Annotated in this window: 18 protein-coding genes and 1 tRNA gene; 6 read left to right on the top strand and 13 right to left on the bottom strand. The window is 53.5% G+C overall.

The features are described from left to right. Positions 1-22: 22 nt before the first annotated feature. The 4 genes from TH3_RS19865 to TH3_RS19850 all read left to right on the top strand — a co-directional run bounded on the left by TH3_RS19865 (position 23) and on the right by TH3_RS19850 (position 3753). Positions 23-886, top strand: a complete 864-nt coding sequence (locus tag TH3_RS19865) for an alpha/beta hydrolase (protein ID WP_139328097.1) — start codon at positions 23-25, stop codon at positions 884-886. A gap of 159 nt (positions 887-1045) precedes the next feature. Next, entirely contained in the window at positions 1046-2782 is a 1737-nt protein-coding gene (locus TH3_RS19860; RefSeq protein WP_007088599.1) for an adenylate/guanylate cyclase domain-containing protein, read from the top strand. Positions 2783-2923: 141 nt separating this feature from the next. Further along, positions 2924-3000, top strand: a tRNA-Arg gene (locus TH3_RS19855). A gap of 102 nt (positions 3001-3102) precedes the next feature. Next, entirely contained in the window at positions 3103-3753 is a 651-nt protein-coding gene (locus tag TH3_RS19850) for a 5'-methylthioadenosine/S-adenosylhomocysteine nucleosidase (protein WP_007088600.1), read from the top strand. 27 nt (positions 3754-3780) lie between these two features. Here the strand turns inward: TH3_RS19850 and TH3_RS19845 are convergent, their stop codons facing one another. The 10 genes from TH3_RS19845 to TH3_RS19800 form a co-directional block, all read right to left on the bottom strand. Continuing rightward, positions 3781-5448: a thiamine pyrophosphate-binding protein gene (locus tag TH3_RS19845; RefSeq protein ID WP_007088601.1), complete on the bottom strand. Its 1668-nt coding sequence runs from the start codon at positions 5446-5448 to the stop codon at positions 3781-3783. A gap of 171 nt (positions 5449-5619) precedes the next feature. Then, complete coding sequence (locus TH3_RS19840) at positions 5620-6141, bottom strand: polysaccharide biosynthesis/export family protein (RefSeq protein ID WP_007088602.1); 522 nt, start codon at positions 6139-6141, stop codon at positions 5620-5622. Positions 6142-6145: 4 nt separating this feature from the next. Next, a complete protein-coding gene (locus tag TH3_RS19835) occupies positions 6146-7381 on the bottom strand; it encodes an outer membrane beta-barrel protein (protein ID WP_040060237.1) in 1236 nt (411 codons plus the stop codon). Next, the gene (locus TH3_RS19830) at positions 7378-8043 is read right to left on the bottom strand and encodes a sugar transferase (protein ID WP_082242522.1); all 666 of its coding nucleotides are present in this window, start codon (positions 8041-8043) and stop codon (positions 7378-7380) included. The genes TH3_RS19835 and TH3_RS19830 overlap by 4 nt, the downstream gene beginning before the upstream one ends. A 70-nt stretch (positions 8044-8113) precedes the next feature. Continuing rightward, the gene (locus tag TH3_RS19825) at positions 8114-9232 is read right to left on the bottom strand and encodes an AbrB family transcriptional regulator (RefSeq protein ID WP_007088605.1); all 1119 of its coding nucleotides are present in this window, start codon (positions 9230-9232) and stop codon (positions 8114-8116) included. A gap of 2 nt (positions 9233-9234) precedes the next feature. Continuing rightward, positions 9235-10917 carry a methyl-accepting chemotaxis protein gene (locus TH3_RS19820; protein WP_007088606.1) on the bottom strand — a complete coding sequence of 561 codons (1683 nt, stop codon included), beginning with the start codon at positions 10915-10917 and terminating at the stop codon, positions 9235-9237. 35 nt (positions 10918-10952) lie between these two features. Further along, positions 10953-12488 (bottom strand): tripartite tricarboxylate transporter permease, encoded by a 1536-nt coding sequence (locus TH3_RS19815; RefSeq protein ID WP_007088607.1) that lies wholly within the window; start codon positions 12486-12488, stop codon positions 10953-10955. A gap of 10 nt (positions 12489-12498) precedes the next feature. Beyond that, positions 12499-12972, bottom strand: a complete 474-nt coding sequence (locus TH3_RS19810) for a tripartite tricarboxylate transporter TctB family protein (RefSeq protein ID WP_007088608.1) — start codon at positions 12970-12972, stop codon at positions 12499-12501. Between the two features lie 46 nt (positions 12973-13018). Next, on the bottom strand, positions 13019-14017 hold the full coding sequence (locus tag TH3_RS19805) for a tripartite tricarboxylate transporter substrate binding protein (protein ID WP_007088609.1): 999 nt from the start codon (positions 14015-14017) through the stop codon (positions 13019-13021). A 326-nt stretch (positions 14018-14343) separates the two neighbouring features. Next, positions 14344-15024 carry an IclR family transcriptional regulator gene (locus tag TH3_RS19800; RefSeq protein ID WP_007088610.1) on the bottom strand — a complete coding sequence of 227 codons (681 nt, stop codon included), beginning with the start codon at positions 15022-15024 and terminating at the stop codon, positions 14344-14346. Positions 15025-15143: 119 nt separating this feature from the next. Between TH3_RS19800 and TH3_RS19795 the strand changes: the two genes are divergently transcribed. Both TH3_RS19795 and TH3_RS19790 read left to right on the top strand, forming a co-directional pair. Further along, positions 15144-16361: a CaiB/BaiF CoA transferase family protein gene (locus tag TH3_RS19795; protein ID WP_007088611.1), complete on the top strand. Its 1218-nt coding sequence runs from the start codon at positions 15144-15146 to the stop codon at positions 16359-16361. Further along, the gene (locus TH3_RS19790) at positions 16358-17206 is read left to right on the top strand and encodes a citryl-CoA lyase (protein WP_007088612.1); all 849 of its coding nucleotides are present in this window, start codon (positions 16358-16360) and stop codon (positions 17204-17206) included. Before TH3_RS19795 ends, TH3_RS19790 begins: the two co-directional genes overlap by 4 nt. A gap of 4 nt (positions 17207-17210) precedes the next feature. On the opposite strand, the gene TH3_RS19785 is transcribed toward TH3_RS19790, so the two are convergent. From TH3_RS19785 to TH3_RS19775, 3 genes are all read right to left on the bottom strand, one after another. After that, positions 17211-17990, bottom strand: coding sequence for an anti-sigma factor family protein (locus TH3_RS19785; protein ID WP_007088613.1), 780 nt, complete (start codon positions 17988-17990; stop codon positions 17211-17213). Beyond that, on the bottom strand, positions 17987-18490 hold the full coding sequence (locus tag TH3_RS19780; RefSeq protein ID WP_007088614.1) for an RNA polymerase sigma factor: 504 nt from the start codon (positions 18488-18490) through the stop codon (positions 17987-17989). Before TH3_RS19780 ends, TH3_RS19785 begins: the two co-directional genes overlap by 4 nt. A gap of 93 nt (positions 18491-18583) precedes the next feature. Continuing rightward, positions 18584-18970, bottom strand: coding sequence for a COG4315 family predicted lipoprotein (locus tag TH3_RS19775; protein ID WP_007088615.1), 387 nt, complete (start codon positions 18968-18970; stop codon positions 18584-18586). Between the last annotated feature and the right edge of the window lie 19 nt (positions 18971-18989).

Genomic DNA, 18989 nt, shown 5'->3' with positions numbered 1-18989 from the left:
CGATCCGATCGCCAGCGTTAGAATGACCGAAAATGCGTTTATGGCGTCTGATGGGGCATCTTTGCCGTTGCAGTATTGGGGGCCGGTTGATGATCCGGATGCGGTAATCCTTGGTCTGCATGGGTTTGGCGATTATGCGAACGCGTTTGACGAAGCCGGAACGGCGTTAGCTTCTGAAAATATTGCGCTTTTTGCCTATGATCAGCGCGGATTTGGCCGCACGGCGACACGGCCATTCTGGCCGGGAACGCAAAGCCTGATCAATGATGCATCTGATATGCTCGTCATTCTTCGCATGCGATATCCGGGGCGACCGATCTATTTGATGGGGGACTCGATGGGGGGTGCAGTTGCAATTGTGACAGCTGCGTCGCGCCCCCAATGGATGGACGGGGTTATTCTGGTCGCACCGGCAGTCTGGAACCGCGACATGATGCCATGGTATCAGACAGCGCCATTATCGATGATTTCCAATAGTTTGCCGTGGTTGCCCCTGTCGGGGCAGGGGCTTGATATATGGCCGTCTGACAATATAGAAATGCTTCGTCGTCTATCTCGTGATCCGTACATGATGAAATCGGTGCGGGTCGACATGGTTGCAGGACTGGCAGATTTGATGGATTTGGCGCATCAGCGCGGTGGAGATATCGATATTCCGACACTTTTGATGTCAGGTCAGCAGGATCAGGTTATTCCACCGGGGGCGGTTGCCGCGATTGCAGATAACATGCGGGCGTCAAATAGCGATCAAAGCACGATTTGTCTTTATCGCGACGGCTATCACATGCTGTTGCGGGACCTGAATGGGCCAACGGTGATCGGCGATATCGGACGTTGGATAAAGGGTGGCGGTACCGCGCGGGATTTTTCGTGTCGGGTCAACTGATTGCATTTTGACCGTGGATCACCGATCAGGTAGCATTTTTAATCAGTTGCATATGGTTGCGATGCTTGTTACGCGGTGCGACCATCACGATATGGCACCTATCGCCTTTGCGTATTTGGTGGTGCTTTCAGCCATGTTTTTCGGAGGATCAGGACCGGCATGCTAAGGACCGTTCGGGCGAAGTTCCTGGGTGTCGCGGCCTTTTTTGTCGTTTGGCTTGTGGTGGCTACCGGGTTCTCCGTCATTCAGTCGTTGGGGATCAATGGCGATCTTGAAGCGGTGTCGCGCTATGTCACGCCGGTGAAGGATGCGCTTTCCGATGTGCGTTCCCGTCAGCTTGAGCAGATTTCGCTGATCGACCGTTATATGCGTGTGGTCGAGAATGAAGGACCGGATGCATCGCTTTTGAGTGGCATCGAAATCGAAATTGATGCCAAGCAGACCCAGATCGAACAGGCTTTTCGCAAGGCGTTCACATCGGCAGCCCTTGGCCGGGCACAGGCATCAGGTCATTTTGATCAGGGCGTCTTGCTTGATCTTGATGTGCGGATGCGTGAATTTGCCGATATTGCCGCCCAGTTCAATCTGGGGGTTGAACGGCTGCTTGGCAGGGTACGCGATGGCGATCTTGACGATGCGCAACGTCAGGAAAATCTGGTGCGTGGCATTCATCGCAATATCGTGCTTGATCTGCGCAGCGAGATTTTGCTGCTGGAAAAATATTCCAGCGAAACAGTCGAAAATGTCTCAGCCCGCGAAGATTTCCTGATCCAGGCCGAATTCATCATGATGCTGGCCGCGGTGGTGATTGGCATTTCCTTGGCCTACTATCTGGCGCAGGCAGTGGTCAAAGCGGTTCGTGATACGACCAATGCGTTAAACAGCGTGCAGTCGGGAAAGCTCGATACCAGCCTTGATTTCAAGGGCAAGGGCGATTTTGCCCGTTTGGCGGATGCCTTTAACCGAATGACGCGTGAATTACGTGTCCGGTTCCGGATGCGCGAACGGTTTGGCAAATATATTGATCCAAAGATTATCAATAACCTGCTGTCGCAGGAAACCGCGCTTGAGACCTCGCAGAAGCGTGTAATGACGGTTAGCGTCGTCAACCTGACCAATTTTGACTGGATGGCGGAGCATATCCCGCCCGAGAAACTCGTCGATTTTCTGAATGATTATCTGACCGCCATGACCGAACCGATTGCCAACCACAGCGGCATTATTGATAACTTTGTCGGGGACCGGGTGATCGGTTTCTGGGGCCCGCCCTTCTGTGGGGAAAAAAGCCATGCCGGGCATGCCTGTCTGGCAGCGTTGGAGCAGGTGGCACGCTTTAATGCGCTAAAGACCAAATATGCCGACCTGATTGGCGATCACGGACTTGATATTCGCGTTGGTATTGCAACCGGCGAGGTCGTTGTCGGCTCCATCGGGACGGATAAATCACGGTCTTATACGGTGGTCGGCGACTGTGTGAACTATGCCAACCGTCTTGAAAAGGCCAACCGGATTTATGGTACGCAAATTCTGGCGTCGCATGAAACCACCAGCATGGCAGCCGGCGAAATCGAGATGCGTGATCTTGACCATGTCGTGCTGCTGGGGACCGAGCATGTGGTCTATCTCTATGAAGTGCTGGCGCAGTCCGGACAGCTGAGCGATGAACGTCGCGAGTGGCGCAAAACCTATGAGATGGCGATTGCGCTTTATCGCGAGGGCCAGTTTGATAAGGCGCAACCGCTGTTTGAGGAAGTTCAGGAGGGTATCGGCAGCGATTTTGCCGCCCAGCTCATGCTTAACCGAATGGAACGTCTGCAGCGCCGTGAACAGGACCGGGAATGGAACGGGACCTGGATCGTACGGGATCCCTATGAGCGACGTGATGTCGAAAGCTGATCGCTGTGATATGCAGCAACCAGAATTTAACCAAACGGTCGACAGGATGCTGATTGGCAGGGGCCGTCAAAAATCCTTGCCCGCGACGGACAAAACCTGTATCACCCAACCGCTCGGGTCGTGCTGCCCGATGCCTATTGCGCACCCGTAGCTCAGCTGGATAGAGCGTTGCCCTCCGAAGGCAAAGGCCACAGGTTCGAATCCTGTCGGGTGCGCCAATTTCCCAAGAATATTTTCAAATCCGCCCAATTAAGGGCTGGCAAAGCGTTTTCTGACCACTAATCTGCATCTTGATCAATCGCAGATGAGATGGATGAGACATGCACGGATATCTTCATGATTTTGCCGGAACCAATGTGCTGTTTGCCATGGCGGCAAATCAGGAATATGGCCCTCATCTTGAAAAACTGTTCAAACCACTGATGATCGGCATCGGTCCGGTTGAGGCGGCACTTAATCTGAGCGCAGCCTTGACGGAGCTGAAATTGGTGAGCGATTTGCCCGATCTGGTGGTAACCCTTGGATCGGCAGGTTCGCGCACGCTTAAGCAGGCGGCGGTTTATCAGGCGTCATCTGTGTCTTACCGCGATATGGATTGCTCAGCACTTGGTTTTGAGAAGGGGATTACGCCCTATCTGAATCTTCCGGCAGTTATGGAATTGCCTTATCGCATTCCAGGTATCGCGGAAGCACGTTTGTCTACGGGCGCAAACGTTGTATCGGGTGTCGCTTATGACGCGATTGATGCCGATATGGTGGATATGGAAACCTATGCCATCTTGCGGGTCTGTCAGAAGTTTGACGTACCTTTGATCGGCCTGCGCGGAATTTCTGATGGCAAGGAAGAGCTTAAAAAGCTTTCGGATTGGACAGCTTATTTGCATGTCATTGACGAGAAGCTTGCAGAAGCAGTTACCAAATTGCGCAAGGCTCTTGAAAAGGGCGAGATCACCCTGCCAACTGGTAAGTGACCTCGCCATATTTCATAGCTTCACAGATCAGCTGCCCGCGCGAATTTGATCCAGTGTCTTGATCGGGGTTAAGGCCTGCGGATCAACCTGTACCTCGATAATCGCCGGTTTTCCCGAATTCATGGCGCGTTCAAAAGCCGGTCCGAAATCTTCGGTCTTGGTAACGGTTTCGCCATGTCCGCCAAAAGCGACAGCGTAGGCTGCAAAATCCGGGTTGTGCAGCTGGGTGCCTGAAACGCGACCGGGATAATTGCGTTCCTGATGCATGCGGATGGTACCGAACATGCCGTTATTGACCACGATCACGATGATGTTGGCACCGTACTGAACCGCGGTTGCGAATTCCTGGCCGTGCATCAAAAAGCATCCGTCACCGGCAAGACAGATCGACGGGCGATCCGGGTGGGTCAGCTTGGCGGCTACAGATGCTGGAAGGCCATAGCCCATCGAACCCGAAGTCGGTGCGAGCTCGGTGCGATATTTGCCATACCGGAAGAATCGATGCAGGAAGGCGGCATAGTTGCCAGCCCCGTTGGACACAATTGCGTCTTCGGGCAGGATTTCGCGAAGCTGTGCGACGACATGGGCCATCTTTACATCGCCCGGCGTGTCAAGCGGGGTCGAGAATTTCAGATATGAAGTGTGGGCCGTTTCAATCTGTTCTTCGCGTTCGCTTCCATCCACCGGTTCCATCATGGCGATGGCGCGGATGAATGATCGTTGGGATGCATTGATTGCGATATCAGGGCGATAAACACGGCCCAATTCATCGGGGCCTGCGTAAACATGGATCAGTTTCTGTTTCGGGCAGGGAATTTCAAGCAGGCTGTAACCGCTACTGGTCATTTCCCCCATGCGCGACCCGACAAGGATCACAAGGTCGCTTTCGCGAATGAATTGCGCCAGTTCCGGATTGATCCCGATGCCGACATCGCCAATGAAATGGCTGTGTGTGTTCGGGACATAGTCCTGGCAGCGGAAACTGGTGGCGATCGCAACATTGTTTCGTTTTGCAAACGATTTAAGGTTTTCGGTGGTTTCTACGGTCCATCCACCACCGCCAACGATCATGATCGGCTGTTTCGCATCTGCTAGCGCACCGCGGAACCGGGCGACATCTTCGGGCGCAGTTTTGGCTTCGATCGGGACATAGGGTTTGGCATCGGCAACTGCGGCTGCAGATGACAGCATATCTTCCGGCAGAGCAAGGACGACTGGTCCGGGGCGACCGGATGTCGAGATATGATAGGCGTGGCTGATATATTCCGGGATGCGGTTGATGTCGTCGATCTGGGCAACCCACTTGCAAAGCGGTTCGAACATCTTGCGATAGTCGACTTCCTGAAAGGCTTCGCGATCAACCATTTCACGCCCGATCTGACCGACCAGAAGGATCATCGGGGTGCTGTCCTGATGGGCGACATGCACGCCCGCCGACGCATTGGTTGCACCTGGACCGCGCGTGACCATGCAGATGCCGGGTTTTCCGGTCAGTTTGCCGTGCGCCTCGGCCATAATGGCGGCACCGCCTTCCTGACGGCAGATGATTGGTTCTATATCGGGATGGTCGACCAGGCCATCGAGAACAGCCAGATAGCTCTCACCGGGAACAAGATAAACCCGTTCGCAGCCATGAAGGGCAAGTTGATCGACCAGTATGCGTCCGCCGTGACGCATTTCCGCAGTATTCGACATTCGGGGCTCCCTGAGATGCGCATTGTCTTGGTGGGGCGCTTTTGCGCGTGACCGGATTTCATCATGGTTAAACCGGCCCGTAAAGATGGGGTTCACCTTTAAACAGATTTTTTCGTCAATCTTTTGAAATCGTTCCAATTAGATTGATCGCTTATTCGCTTACAACGAATTTTAAAAATACCGTTCCGTGATGTGAATAATATCACCAGGCAATACAATGCTTTGCTCGTTGGCCTGAATCTCGACGCGATTATCGTCGCGGCCACGCATGATAATGATGTCATCCTGATCGGCGCGATAAGTGTAACCGCCACCAAGTGCGACGGCATTCAATACGTTCATTCCTGAAGCATACCCGTACTCACCGGGCTCATTGACTTCGCCAATAATATAGACGGGGCGGAAATGAAGAACATCAATGGATACAACGGGATGGCGTAGATAACCGTCTGCAAGGACGTTGGCGATGGTTTGCTGTGCAGCTTGTGGCGTGAGGTCGCGCAAGGTAACCGTTCCGATCAGGGGCAGAGTGACGGATCCGTCTGCACCGACCGAGAAATCACCTGAAAGAGATTCCTCGTCGAAAACCGTGATACGCAGTTCGTCTCCGCTATCAATCGTGTAGACGGTCTGGGCATGAACGCCACCTGAAACCGCGAACAAAAGGATTGCAGTCAGAATTATGTTTTTCATGACATCACATTTTCAACCGAAGCGTCAGCAAAGCGCGATTGCGGCGATAATCATGGCCGGTTTCGTTTGATTTACGCTGGTCATATCGCCAGGAACCATCCAGTTCCGTAAAACGGTTGAGTTCATAACGCACACCTCCGCCAAAGCGCGTTACTTTGTCAGTCCGTCCTGCCCCCTCAAACCGATCCTGCTGATAGCCAGCGTTAAGGCGGATGCTTAGCCAGCGCCGTAGTTCATGTTCAATACCGGCATCGAAGCTTTCACCGATAATTCCGCTGGCACCGGTAACGGTGGTTTCCCCGATTTCGCGTTTGGCGCGGAAATCCAACGCAGTCATGCGTGTAATATTCCATGTTGTTGCGGCACGAAGTGAAAACCCTTCGTTATTTTGCAAACGGAAATCCTCATAAATTTGCGACATCCATCCAGCCCCGAGATCGGCCTTAATCAAATCGGTAAGGTCAAATGTCATGCCGCCCAGCAATCGGTAACCGTTTGAATTGCGAAAAATTCTCTGATCGTCGGGGGTATTTTCATATTCTCGCTGGTTAAAGGTGGTCTCGCCATAAGCTTCGCGGCCTGGTCCCAGTTGATAAGAAGCCCGCATGATCAGCCGCAATTCAGTCCGATCCCGATCATCATTATTGGCAATACCCCCATTGGTGAGCGCGGTATCGTCAAAATCAAGCTGTCGAAAGGCCATGGCGGCTCGGTAGTGAACATCACCGGCAAAATAGCGAATGGCAATTTCAGTATTTTTCTCGTCATAGGTGACGGGTTCGCTGGCACCGGCCGGAATATCATCACCGCCGCGATCTTCGTGACCTTTGGCGATACGGAAATCGCCATCAACAGCAAATGCCGGGCCGATATCCGATCCGGCGGAAACACCAAGTTCGCCATCCAGATAATCATCTTCGCCTGATTTGGCGTAAAACCCAGCATCACCAAGAGCTTCAAGTCGTAAGCGGGCCCGTTGCCAATTTGATTGCAAGGTTAAAGCAGGTACTACCCGGCTAATGGTGTCGGACTTTTGGTAGCTATCGGACAGAAAAATATTGTCGTTGAATTCCTCTGTCACCGAAAGCGATGGCACCAAATCAAAAAGGCCAAGCTGAATTGTTGTATCTCGCCTGTTCTTTTGTGTCGCTTCAGACTTTGCAAAAGCCACAGGATTGAAACAGTTGGCCAGCAGAATGCTGCAACATAGTGAAGCAGTCTTAAAGCCAGCGTTTTTCATCCGGTACGACATGATGACAGTGTTTCAGGGGATGTGCGCTTTGGGCCATTCACCCAGTACCAAGGGCGCGTGACTGTGCAGATCAAAATAAGTATGTCAGATGTCAAAGATTGCTGGTTGATATAGAGAAGATCACAGTCAAGGCGGCTTTTCAGATCAAAACTGGACTGAATTGGGCCGCGCCAACCATTGATCTGGGCCAGACCTGTGATGCCAGGTGGCACCTGATGGCGTGCATTATAAAGCGCAAAGTGCCGGGCGAAATCGTGATTGTCCGCTGGTGTATGCGGGCGCGGCCCGACAAGTGACATATCACCACGAACGATATTGAAAAGCTGCGGCAGCTCGTCCAGACCCCAGCGCCGAATGAAATTACAGAATTTTGTCGGTGGCAGAGGTGTGCCGTCCGGGCGTATCGAACCCCAAAGAGTGCAGAACTTATAAATATTGAAAGGCCTGCCAAGATACCCGATGCGAACCTGTTTGAAAAATACGGGGCCACGATGATCGCATTTCAGGGCTATCGCTATCAAAAGTAGTAAAGGAAGGGCCGCGATAAGTAAGGTTGTGGCAACTGAAAGATCAAAGAGCCGTTTCGGCAAAGGACTTTGGCCGTGTAAGCCGAATGTTTGCGAGCTCCGCCCCGAAAGCCTCGTTTGCATTTTCTGTTCCCCGCCCGGAATGTGCAGGAAAAGATTAGCGAATTAATCGTAAGACGCCAACGCTTTATAACTAAAGGTTGTTTAAACGCTTTTGACGATATCGTTCGAACCACTTTGCCATGAGTGGTGCCAGCAATACGATCTCGAAAATGCGGACGATATGATGGAAAGCAACAAAGCTTGGTTCGACATTCAGCGCCAGCGCGATAAGGGACATTTCCGCAACGCCACCCGGTGCGAAGGCGAGCAGAACAGCAATATAATCAAGATCCAGCCAATCAGAAACAAACCAGGCCACTCCGCCGGTGAAGGCAAGGATCAGCAGAGTGGCAAAGATCGAATAACCTGCAAGACGGGCGAGGAAGGAAAGCTTTACCCCGGCAAAGCGACTGCCAATTGCCGAGCCGAGAATCAGAAGGCTTCCGGCCAATAACCATCCGGGCAGATTGCCCTCTACAAGGCCGGTTACATGCAAAACCATGCTGGCCATCATGGCGCCGGTCATTTCGGCGGCGGGAATGCCGATTTTTCGGAAAACCAGGACGGTTGCAATCGCACAGAATGCCGTGATCAGTCCCTCGGACAACGTCATCTGGATGGCTTCGCTATCGCCATGACCACTTGCGACGACACCGGTGATCATAAGGACGATCAATGGTGCTGACATGACCAGAAGCAGAACGCGTAAACCCTGTGTGAGGGCGATTTCCTGTTCGTTGCCGCCTGCGGCGGCACCCAGAACCACCATTGGCGTCAAACCGCCCGGTGTGGCTGAAAACAAAGCCGTTGCCGGATCAAGTTTTGCGACCTTGCTGTAAAACCAGGTAACAACAAGCGTGATGATCGGAACGTAAAGCAGAACCGCAATCATACTGATCGGCCATCGGGCCGCCTGATCAAGGGTATCTGGGGTAAAGGATGCCCCGAGAAATACGCCGATCACACCCAGAATAACGGAGCGAAATCGCATCGGGATACCCATGCGGACACGCAGCAGGCTGGCGACAAATGTCGCGAGCATTGGCCCCATCATCCAGGCAAGCGGCATATTGATGCCGTGTGCGATCAACCCGCCCACAAGCCCTATGCCAAGTGCCACAAACAGGTTTTTGAAAAATTTCGGGGTGAGGCTGCTGGAAAGGCGGTTGATCCAACTGTCGTCTGCGGGCCTTTCCGGCGGGACGCTCATTATTATGCCTCGGCCTTGTTCTTGTTGATCTGGTCAAGGAAGCCGTCGATCGCATCACGCAGGCGGGCAGCTTCGGCATTCAGGGTGTTTGTCGCACGCGAAACGTTTTCCGATCCGGTGTGAACGCGGGCGGTTTCCGTGTCCAATGCACCAACTGCATCGGCAACCGTTCGCATGCCACCATTGGCATCATGGATGCTGGTCGATATGCCATTGGTCGAGGCTTGTTGTTCTTCCACCGCCGCCGCAATGGCCGCGGCTGATTGATCAACTTCACCAATAACATTGGCAACGGATTCAAGAGCACTGACAACATTGTCTGTCAGACCGCGGATTTCTTCGACCTGTGCCGAAATATCCTCGGTCGCGCGGGCGGTTTGTGATGCAAGGTTTTTAACCTCGCCTGCGACAACGGCAAAGCCTTTGCCTGCGTCACCGGCACGTGCTGCCTCGATCGTTGCGTTCAATGCCAGAAGGTTTGTCTGGTTGGCGATGTCTTCGATCAGCGTAACAATATCACCAATTCGCTGGGTTGCTTCGGTCAGCTGTTCAAACAGGGCGCGGGAATGTTCACTCTCAGTGCGGGCGCGTCCGGCAACTTCGGCTGATTTCTGTGCCTGCTGGCCAATTTCTCCGATGGCCTCTGACAGGCTGGCGGTGGTTTGTGATACGGCCTCGATATGATGCAGGACAGCTTCGGAATGATGGTTGGCATCAGCAGCACGTGCGGTGGCCGATGTTGCAATCTGTTCCATGTCGTTTGCCGAGCCGTTCAGTGACCCGAATTCACGGTCAAATCCGCCGAGAGCTTCCTGGACGGCACGCTGGAAATTGTCGGTTGCCTTAACCAGTTCAAGCTGGCGTTCGCGTTCTATCTTTCGCACGCGTTCGCGTTCATGACGCAGTGTTTCGGCTTCTTTTGACTGATCGCGAAGAACGGTTACCGAGCGCGCAACCACGCCAATCTCGTCACGGCGCTGCACACCACGAATTTCCACATCAAGGTCACCCTTGGAAATCTGTTCGATCAGTTGCGCAAGATCGGTCATCGGGCGCGAAATACGGCGTGAAACAAAAACTGAAACGACTGCCGCGACAAAGATCACGACAATCGCGACAATGACGAAGACCTTCTGAAGTGTTTCGGCCTGCGCTTGGGCGTTGCCAAATGATGTGGTGGCAACTTCCTGAGACTGCACGAGAATTTTCTGCAACGGTACTTGCAGTGCGCGGAAGGACTCATCGGCACGCGCAATAACCTCAAGCGCGCCATAGATATTCATCTCGCTTTCGATCAGGAACTGATCGACTTCGTTCATATAGGTGTCGTAGGCGGTGGTAAATTCATCGCCGCCGACTTCTGCCAGACGTTCGGCAAGCGGGGCCAGTTCGGTAGACAGATTACCGGCCTTTTCGCGAAGTTCGGGAACCGCGGCGGCATTAACGCCGTTGGAATCCCACGTCAGAATCCGGAAAAGGCTTCCGTGCGCTTCGTTCAGTGCGTCACTGAGTGTCAGCGCATCGGAACGGCGTTCATAAGCTTCGACGCGAAGGTTGTTCAGCGTTTCCTTTTCGCTTTCCAATGTCAGAACCGTTGCGATACCCATCGCAATGATCACAACCATCAGAAAAACAGGAACCAAAAGGGTTTTCGGGCCGATTGAAAGATTATCGAGAAAACGCATCGCTTTTGTATCCTTCGCGTCGAAGATATTTGGTCTTACATTTCGCCGTCGTTCGGAACGGCCTTGCGGTTGCGCAACCACTGACGGGTGTTCCCGACAAGCGGTGCCAACAGGAAGGCAATGCTGATCAACAGGATTACAAGCGTAATCGGGCGTTCCCAAAGGAAGGAAATCGAACCATCACTGATCATCAATGCGCGACGCAGGTTTTCTTCCATCATTTCGCCCAGGATGAAGCCCAGCAGCATGGGTGCCATCGGATAATTCAACAGGCGCAGGCCAATGGCAATTGCCGCGGCCAAGACCATCATGTGAATATCCATGGTGTTAAACGTCACCAGATAAACACCGATCAGCGAGAAGAACAGGACGAACGGAACCAGCAACTGTTGCGGCAGTGCCAGCAAACGCGAGATGTACGGGATCAGCGGCAGGTTCAGAACCAGCAGAACGATATTGCCGATATACATCGAAATGATGACCGACCAGAACACGTCAGGCTGTTCGACGAACAGACGCGGACCTGGCTGAACACCATAAGAAATCAGCGCACCCATCATCACAGCAGTGGTTCCCGAACCCGGGATACCAAGCGTTAGAAGCGGGACGAACGAACCGGAACATGCCGCGTTGTTTGCCGTTTCCGGTGCTGTGAGACCCCGGATTGATCCCTTGCCAAACTTGAGCTTTTCCTTGGCACTAGCCAGGTTGCGTTCAAGGCCATAGGCAAGGAAGGACGCGATCGTTGCACCGGCACCCGGAAGAACGCCGGTGAAGAAACCAAGCACCGAGGAGCGGGCGATGACCGGGGTCATGATTTTGACCTCTTCCTTCGTCAGCTTCATGGAGCCGAGGTTTCTAAGTGCTTTTTGTTCGTCAGTACGGGTATCCTTGGTCGGACGCAGAATCTGCAGAAGGGCTTCGGACAGGGCAAATGTCGACATCGCCAGCAACAGGAAGCTGATGCCGTCGACAAGGTCCATGCTGCCAAAGGTGAAGCGCGCAACGCCAGCCGCCGGATCGGTGCCGATGGTTGATAGCATGATGCCAAACAGGGTCATCGTGATTGCCTTCAGAACCTGTCCCTTTCCGGCGAACGCGGAAACGGCAGTCAGGCCCAGAACCATCAATGCAAAATAATCAGCCGACTGGAAGGACAGCGAAACCGAAGCCAGTGCCGGTGCTGCAACCAGAAGGAAGATGGCAGCGATCGTGCCCCCAGAGAAGGAAGAATAGGCCGCAATGGCAAGTGCCTTGCCGGCATGGCCCTGCTGAGCCATCGGGTAACCGTCAAACGCCGTGGCAACGGTTCCGGCAACGCCGGGTGCATTGATCAGGATCGATGATGTCGACCCGCCAAAAATCGCGCCATAATACACACCAGCCATAAGGATCAGGCCGGTAGAGGGATCAAAGCCATAGGTGATCGGGATCATCAGCGCAATGGCCGTGATCGGACCAAGACCAGGCAACATGCCGATAAAGGTACCGGCAAAACAACCGACAACAACCATCAGAAGGTTGATCGGCATGACTGCGGTCGAAAGACCGGAGAAAATTCCTTCAAGCATTTCTTTCGCCTTAGCCCAGCATTTCGAAGATGTCGCCCGGTGCCAGATAAATCCCCATCAACTGGGACAGCAGGAACCAGAACACGAAAACGACAGGTACGGCTGCACCCAGCAGGACCTTGATGCGGCGTTCGCCAAGAACGGCAAAACCGCCCATCAGGAAGATGGTGGTCGAGATCAGGAAGCCGAGATAGCGAATGGTCAGGCCATAGAAGATCATCAATGCGGCAAGCATGATGACCGGTTTCCATTTCATGCCGCGGAATGCGGCAAGGAGGCTGCCGGCCTCTCGATTGGCCGGCAGTACCAGTTGGACGAAGGAAACCACACCCAGTACCCACGCCACGGCATTAGGGAGGGTCCGGGCATTGAACGGGGCATCTTCGTCACCGAACAGAAGCGGGATATCGCGAACATAATAGCCATAGATCAGCGCAAGGCACAAAAAGAGCAGTGCGCCGAACTTGTCACGATTGATGGACATGGCGTGGTTTCCTTCAGAGGTCTTTTTTATTGCAGGTCGAGATGGCTTATTTCAGGAAGCCAAGTTCACGCATCAGATCGCCAACCGTTTTTTCCTGATTTTCCATGAACGCGGAAAACTCGGCACGCGGCTTGTAGAACTTTTCCCAGCCGTTACGCTTGCGAACGACTTCCCATTCTTCGGTTGCCTGAACGTCTTTCAGAATCTTGGCGTATTCGTCCGCCTTTTCAGCCGAAAGAGCCGGGGAACCGAAATAACCACGCCAGTTGATGAATTCAGCATTAATGCCAAGCTCACCCAGCGAAGGAACGTCCGGAGCAACTTCGATCCGATCGGTCGAGGTCACAGCCAGAATACGAATCTGACCTGCTTTGTGCAGTTCAAGAAGTTCGCCAAGACCGGTCGAAATGACCTCGGTTTCACCCGACAGGAGACCGGCAATTGCTTTGCCACCGGCGTCGTAAGGAATGTATTTCACCTGTTTGGCATCACCGCCGCCCTGCTGAACAGCATAGGCCGCAACAATGTGATCCATACCGCCGCGGACCGAACCGCCACCAAACTTGACCGAGCTCGGATCAGCTTTGATCGCTTCGACAACATCAGTAAAGGATTTGTAAGGGCTGTCAGCCGGAACGCCAAACGCGGCATATTCAGCAACAACACCGGCAATCGGGGTCAGGTCACGGAACGACTGCGGGAATACGCCGGTCAAAGAACGGATGATGATCGGGGTGGAGTTGACCATCAGGGTGTTGTCGAGGCGATCTGCAGCTTCGATCATGTAGGCAATGGCTTTACCACCACCGCCGCCAGACATGTTTTCATATGACGCCGTACCGACCAGACCAGATTTGGTCAGGGCTTCACCGGTACCACGTGCAGTGCTGTCCCAGCCACCGCCGGCACCACCCGGAACGATGAAGTGGATATCATTAACTTCCTGCGCTTTGGCATCAAAGGCGCCAAATGCAGCAGTTGAAACGGCAACAGCAGTTGCTGCAGCCAAGAATCCGCGACGTGAGAACATCGTCAGCTTCGTCATGTTGTCGTCTCCTCCAGACACAAAAACCTTCCCTGGCCGCCGATTGGCGGCAGGCCGATCAGTTCAGGACAAGGCATCTGCAATGAAGGTCTGGCTGCGCTTGCATTCCGGCGACATGCCGGTACCCCATGACAACAAACAGCTGAAGGCCTCCCTTGCCGATGATCCTTTTTGATTGTCCTTATATCAGATCATTCGACCTGACGGATCGGCAGCGCGAAGACGGTAACAGGCAAACCTGTCACCAACCTGTCATCGCACCAAACAGAGTGAAAAAAGTTCACAGCATTTATGATCATGCGGCAAAAGCCGCTGCGGAAAACGGTTTATGCCGACAATGCTCGTCCACACTCAAGGGCATGTTTCTTCAGGAAAAGAAGTGCTTCCTTGCGTTTCGATTGATTGAACCGGCTGACCGGTCCCGAAAGAGTCAAAACACCAAGCAGCCTGTTCTGCCGGTCCAGAACGGGTACTGCGATTGCTGATATATCCGGATCACGTTCGCCTTCGCTTTGGGAAAAACCGGCTTCAAGAACGTCAATTGCATGATCATCGACGCCATTACCCCATGCGCGTATCACGTGCCCGGCCGCGCCACGATCACAGGGGAGTATCGCACCTTCTTCCAGATGGTGGCGCAGGCTGCTGGGGGAATTTTCGCGAAACAGGCACAGGCGGTTTTCTCCTTCGGGCACATAAAAAGAGGCTGTTTCGCCGCTGGCCAAAACAAGCGCCGACAGATGTGGTCGAACCACGTCATCCATACGAAATGAACGACGATATATTGACCCCAGACGCCACAATGCTGGTCCCAGCCGGTAACGTCCACGCCCCGATATTGCCAGAAACCCCCGCGACTCCAGCGTTCCAGCCAATCGGGTGATCGTGCTTTTATACATCCCTGTGCGTTCAGCAAGGTCCTTGAGCGAAAGATCGGCGTCGCGATCTGTAAAGGCATCAAGAATGACCAGGGCACGTTCAACCGCGCTAACATTCTGTTCTGACATGATTAATCCGATTTCCGCGTGACGGTTGGACCCGATGCAATGTTATTGGGCGTTTTGTGATTGGTCAAAATTCTATATAATAGAACAAAATTCTACCAGACAGAATTTAAGGAAATCTCATGGATACGACCAAACCACTTGCCGGTATTACCGTTCTGGACCTGACCAACGTTCTGGCGGGCCCGTTTTGCTGCCATCAGCTTGCCCATCTGGGGGCTGATGTCATCAAAGTCGAAGCACCCGGTCGGGGGGACCTTGCACGTCAATTGGGCGCGGATCAGGGATTGAATGAAAAGCTGATGGGGGTTTCGTTCATGGCGCAGAATGCCGGGAAACGATCCGTCACGCTGAACCTCAAGGATCCGCGCGGTAAGGAAATACTCAAAAAGCTGGTCGCGAAGGCGGATGTCGTTGTCGAAAATTTCCGACCCGGCGTGATGGATCGGCTTGACCTTGGCTATGATGTGCTGTCGAGGGTAAATCCGGCGCTGGTTTACTGTGCGATTTCGGGTTTCGGGCAAACCGGACCGATGAAAAAGCTGCCTGCCTATGACCAGATCGTGCAGGGGCTTTCGGGCATTATGACAATCACCGGCGAAGAAGATAAGGAAACCTATCGTGTCGGATATCCGATGGCTGACACGATAGGGGGCCTTACCGCCGCATACGCAATCACAGCGGCACTTGCCGGGCGTGCCATGGGAAGCAATGAAGGCAAGGGCAGTTTTATCGATATTTCGATGCTGGAATCCGTAATTGCCACCATGGGGTGGGTGGTGTCGAATTTCCTGATCGCCGGGAAACAGCCAACAGCCAACGGAAACGATAATTTCACATCCTCGCCGTCGGGTACTTTCCGCACACAGGATGGCAAGATCAACATTGCAGCAAACAAACAGGAACAGTTTGAAGCCGTTTGTGATGTTCTGGAATTGCCAGACCTGAAAATCGATCCGCGTTTCATTACCCGAACGGAACGCCTGTCGCATCGCAGGGAACTAAGCGATCTGCTTGAAGGAATACTCGTAACCCGTCCAACAGATCACTGGGTTTCAAAATTCAACGCCGCTGGCGTACCGGCAGGCGCGGTTTTGACCGTGCCGCATGCCCTTTCGCTGCCGCAAATTGCTGATCGCGGGATGCTTGCCGATTTTACCGATGTACCGGGTGCCGAACGTGACATCCGCATTCTGCGTACCGGTATCAAGATGAATGGCGACGCGCCTTCGGTTAATGCGCCGCCACCGGTTCTGGGACAGGACAACGAAACCATTCTGGCCACTCTTGGTCTTTCCGCCGAGGAGGTCGCCACCTTGAAAGCCGAGGGCGTGCTATGAGCGATAAAACTGCAGAAGACATTGAAAACGAAGTCAGCGACTGGTGGAAAACATCCATCATCGATATGGAACCGGGGAAAATCCATTTCAGCGGTTACCCCATTGAGGACCTGATCGGCAATATCAGTTTCCCCGGTATGATTTGGTTGATGACGCGCGGTGAGTTACCATCAAAGGGACAGGCAGCCTTGCTTGAGGCCGCGCTTGTCGCGGCAGTCGATCACGGCCCGCAGGCACCGAGTATCGCAATCGCGCGAATGGCTGCGACCTGCGGGGTCGGGTTGAATAACGCGATGGCCAGTGCTGTAAATGTTCTGGGTGATGTTCATGGTGGGGCGGGCGAACAGGCTGTCGGACTTTACCACGATATTGCCGCGCGCATGGATAGCGGCGCAAGCCTGGCCGATGCGACAGCTGCTGGTCTGGATCATCAGATTGCCGAACATGGCAAACATATTCCGGGATTTGGGCATCGTTTCCATCCGCTTGATCCGCGTGCCCCGCGTTTATTGTCGCTTGTTGAAAAGGCGGCTGCGGAGGGCATCGTTTCCGGGCGCTTTGGACAGATCGCCAGTCAGATCGAGGAAACCCTTCTGCAACGCAAAGGCAAACGCATCCCGATGAATATCGACGGTGCGACGGCGGTGATATATGCCGAGCTTGGATTTGCAGCACCTCTTGCACGGGGCTTGTTCTGTTTGTCCCGTTCGGTTGGGATACTGGCCCACGCGTGGGAGCAAACCAATCAGGGGGGGCGCAACAAGGGGCCAATTCCGCGTCGCCTGATCTGGAATTATGACGGTCCGGAACGCCGCCCGTTCCCGAAAGATGTCGGCGATCAGTAAGGTTTCAGGTCGGCAGCTGCGCGTAGATGCTGCGCGCAGCACTTTCCAGAAGATCCCGATCAAATTCGCCACTTAAGGCATAACCGATCCCCTGATCGACCCAGTAAAAGGTGCCGATAGACCCTTTCTGATCATAGCGAAATGCCGTTGATCCATTATCAGGATCACGTGCGATCATTACGGTCAGTCTTGCGCCACTGCCATCCTGATACATCAAAAGCGCACCGGGTTTGCCATCAAAGGGCACCAATCGCCCGCCAACGAGTTCGAAACCTTGTGTTTCCAGATCAGGCGCCGTCATCGACATGCCAAGACGTTTGCCTAGCCACGTGACCAGATGATCCTTTTCATTGGCGTAGACTTCTACCGGATGGCGAACTTCGCTGGCATAAATTCCATATCCGTCACGTGATGCCTTTTGAAGGATGTCGATATAGGAGGCTTCACGGCTGGTTGGGCCAATGATTTTTTGTCCCAAAAGCGCGCTGGCCCCTCCGGCGATAAACAGGATCAAAGCCGCAGCAAGGTTACGCCAGATTGTGCGATGATGTTCTGTTGTTGATGCGCGACGTCGTGATAGGGGAAGTCCCAGATCTGCATCAGGTTCGGGGAACAGATCCCTAAGAATTACATTTTGTCTGCGCCAGGTTTCAACCTTTTGCCGGTCTTCAGGGTGGGTTTCAAGCCAGTCGTCGACAGTCTGTCGACGTTCATCAGATAATTGGTTGTCGACCCACGCATGAAGATCATTTTCGGTTACGGATGTGTTGTTCCTATCGTTCATCTGGAACTCCGTAATTCAACAATATTGTTGCCGGAAAGCTGTTTGGCAAGGAAGTGACGGGCACGTGACAGGCGTGACATTACCGTGCCTACCGGTATGTCAAGAATCTCTGCGGTTTCGCCATAGCTGTATCCTTCAATCGCCACCAACATCAATACAGATCGCTGATCGACCGGCAATTTTTCCGCTGCCTCGCGAAAGGCATAATGTTCGACAGTCAGATTGGGACTTTGCAGACCCGGATCGCTGTCGGTGGTATTGATTGGGATATGTGGCGGGGTGCGGCGGTTTTTGCGCAGGTTATTGTAATTCAGATTGGTCATGATTCGTGTCATCCATGCGCGCAGATTGGTGCCGCGCCAGGATGCCTCGTTTTCCACAGCATTTGTCAGGCAGTCCTGCAACAGGTCTTCGGCATCGTGCGATGATCGGGTCAGGCTGCGCGCATAGCGGCGCAATTGCGGGATCAGATCAAGCATCGCCTGACTCTGTCGCGACATCACATTATCCTCCGGGCAGCACGAAACGAATTTCGTACTGCCCCGGAAGACTTGCAAAACAAATTGCAGTCAGACCTGTTACGGATTGGTCGCTTAAGGACGGGCAGCATCCCAGATATCCTTGAAGCCATGACCCGTTGTGTCGCCTTTTTTAGTGTCTTTGACCCAGAAATAGAGCGGTTTTCCGTCTTTGGCCCATTGCATTTCACCGGTTTTACGCTGGATCAGGCCGAAGTTGCCATCCGCAGTTGCACCGGCTTTGGCAATAAATGGCGGCCAAGCACTTGCGCAGGCATCATAGCAATTCGATTGTCCGTCCGTGTCCTTGCGAAAAGTGTAAAGGGTCATGCCATTTCCACCGGCAAGTACCGGGCCAATGCCGGTTTCAACGGTCATGGTATCGGGGGCAGCAAGGGCGGCGGTCGAAAGCGGTAGGGACATCACAGTGAACAGGCCGGCAGCGATCATAAGCTTCTTCATGAATTCCTCCTTGGAACAG

It is taken from the genome of Thalassospira xiamenensis M-5 = DSM 17429, assembly GCF_000300235.2.
Classification (GTDB): Bacteria; Pseudomonadota; Alphaproteobacteria; order Rhodospirillales; family Thalassospiraceae; genus Thalassospira; species Thalassospira xiamenensis.
The sequence above is the reverse complement of the archived record's forward strand: the minus strand, read 5'-3'. Positions and strand labels throughout refer to the sequence as shown.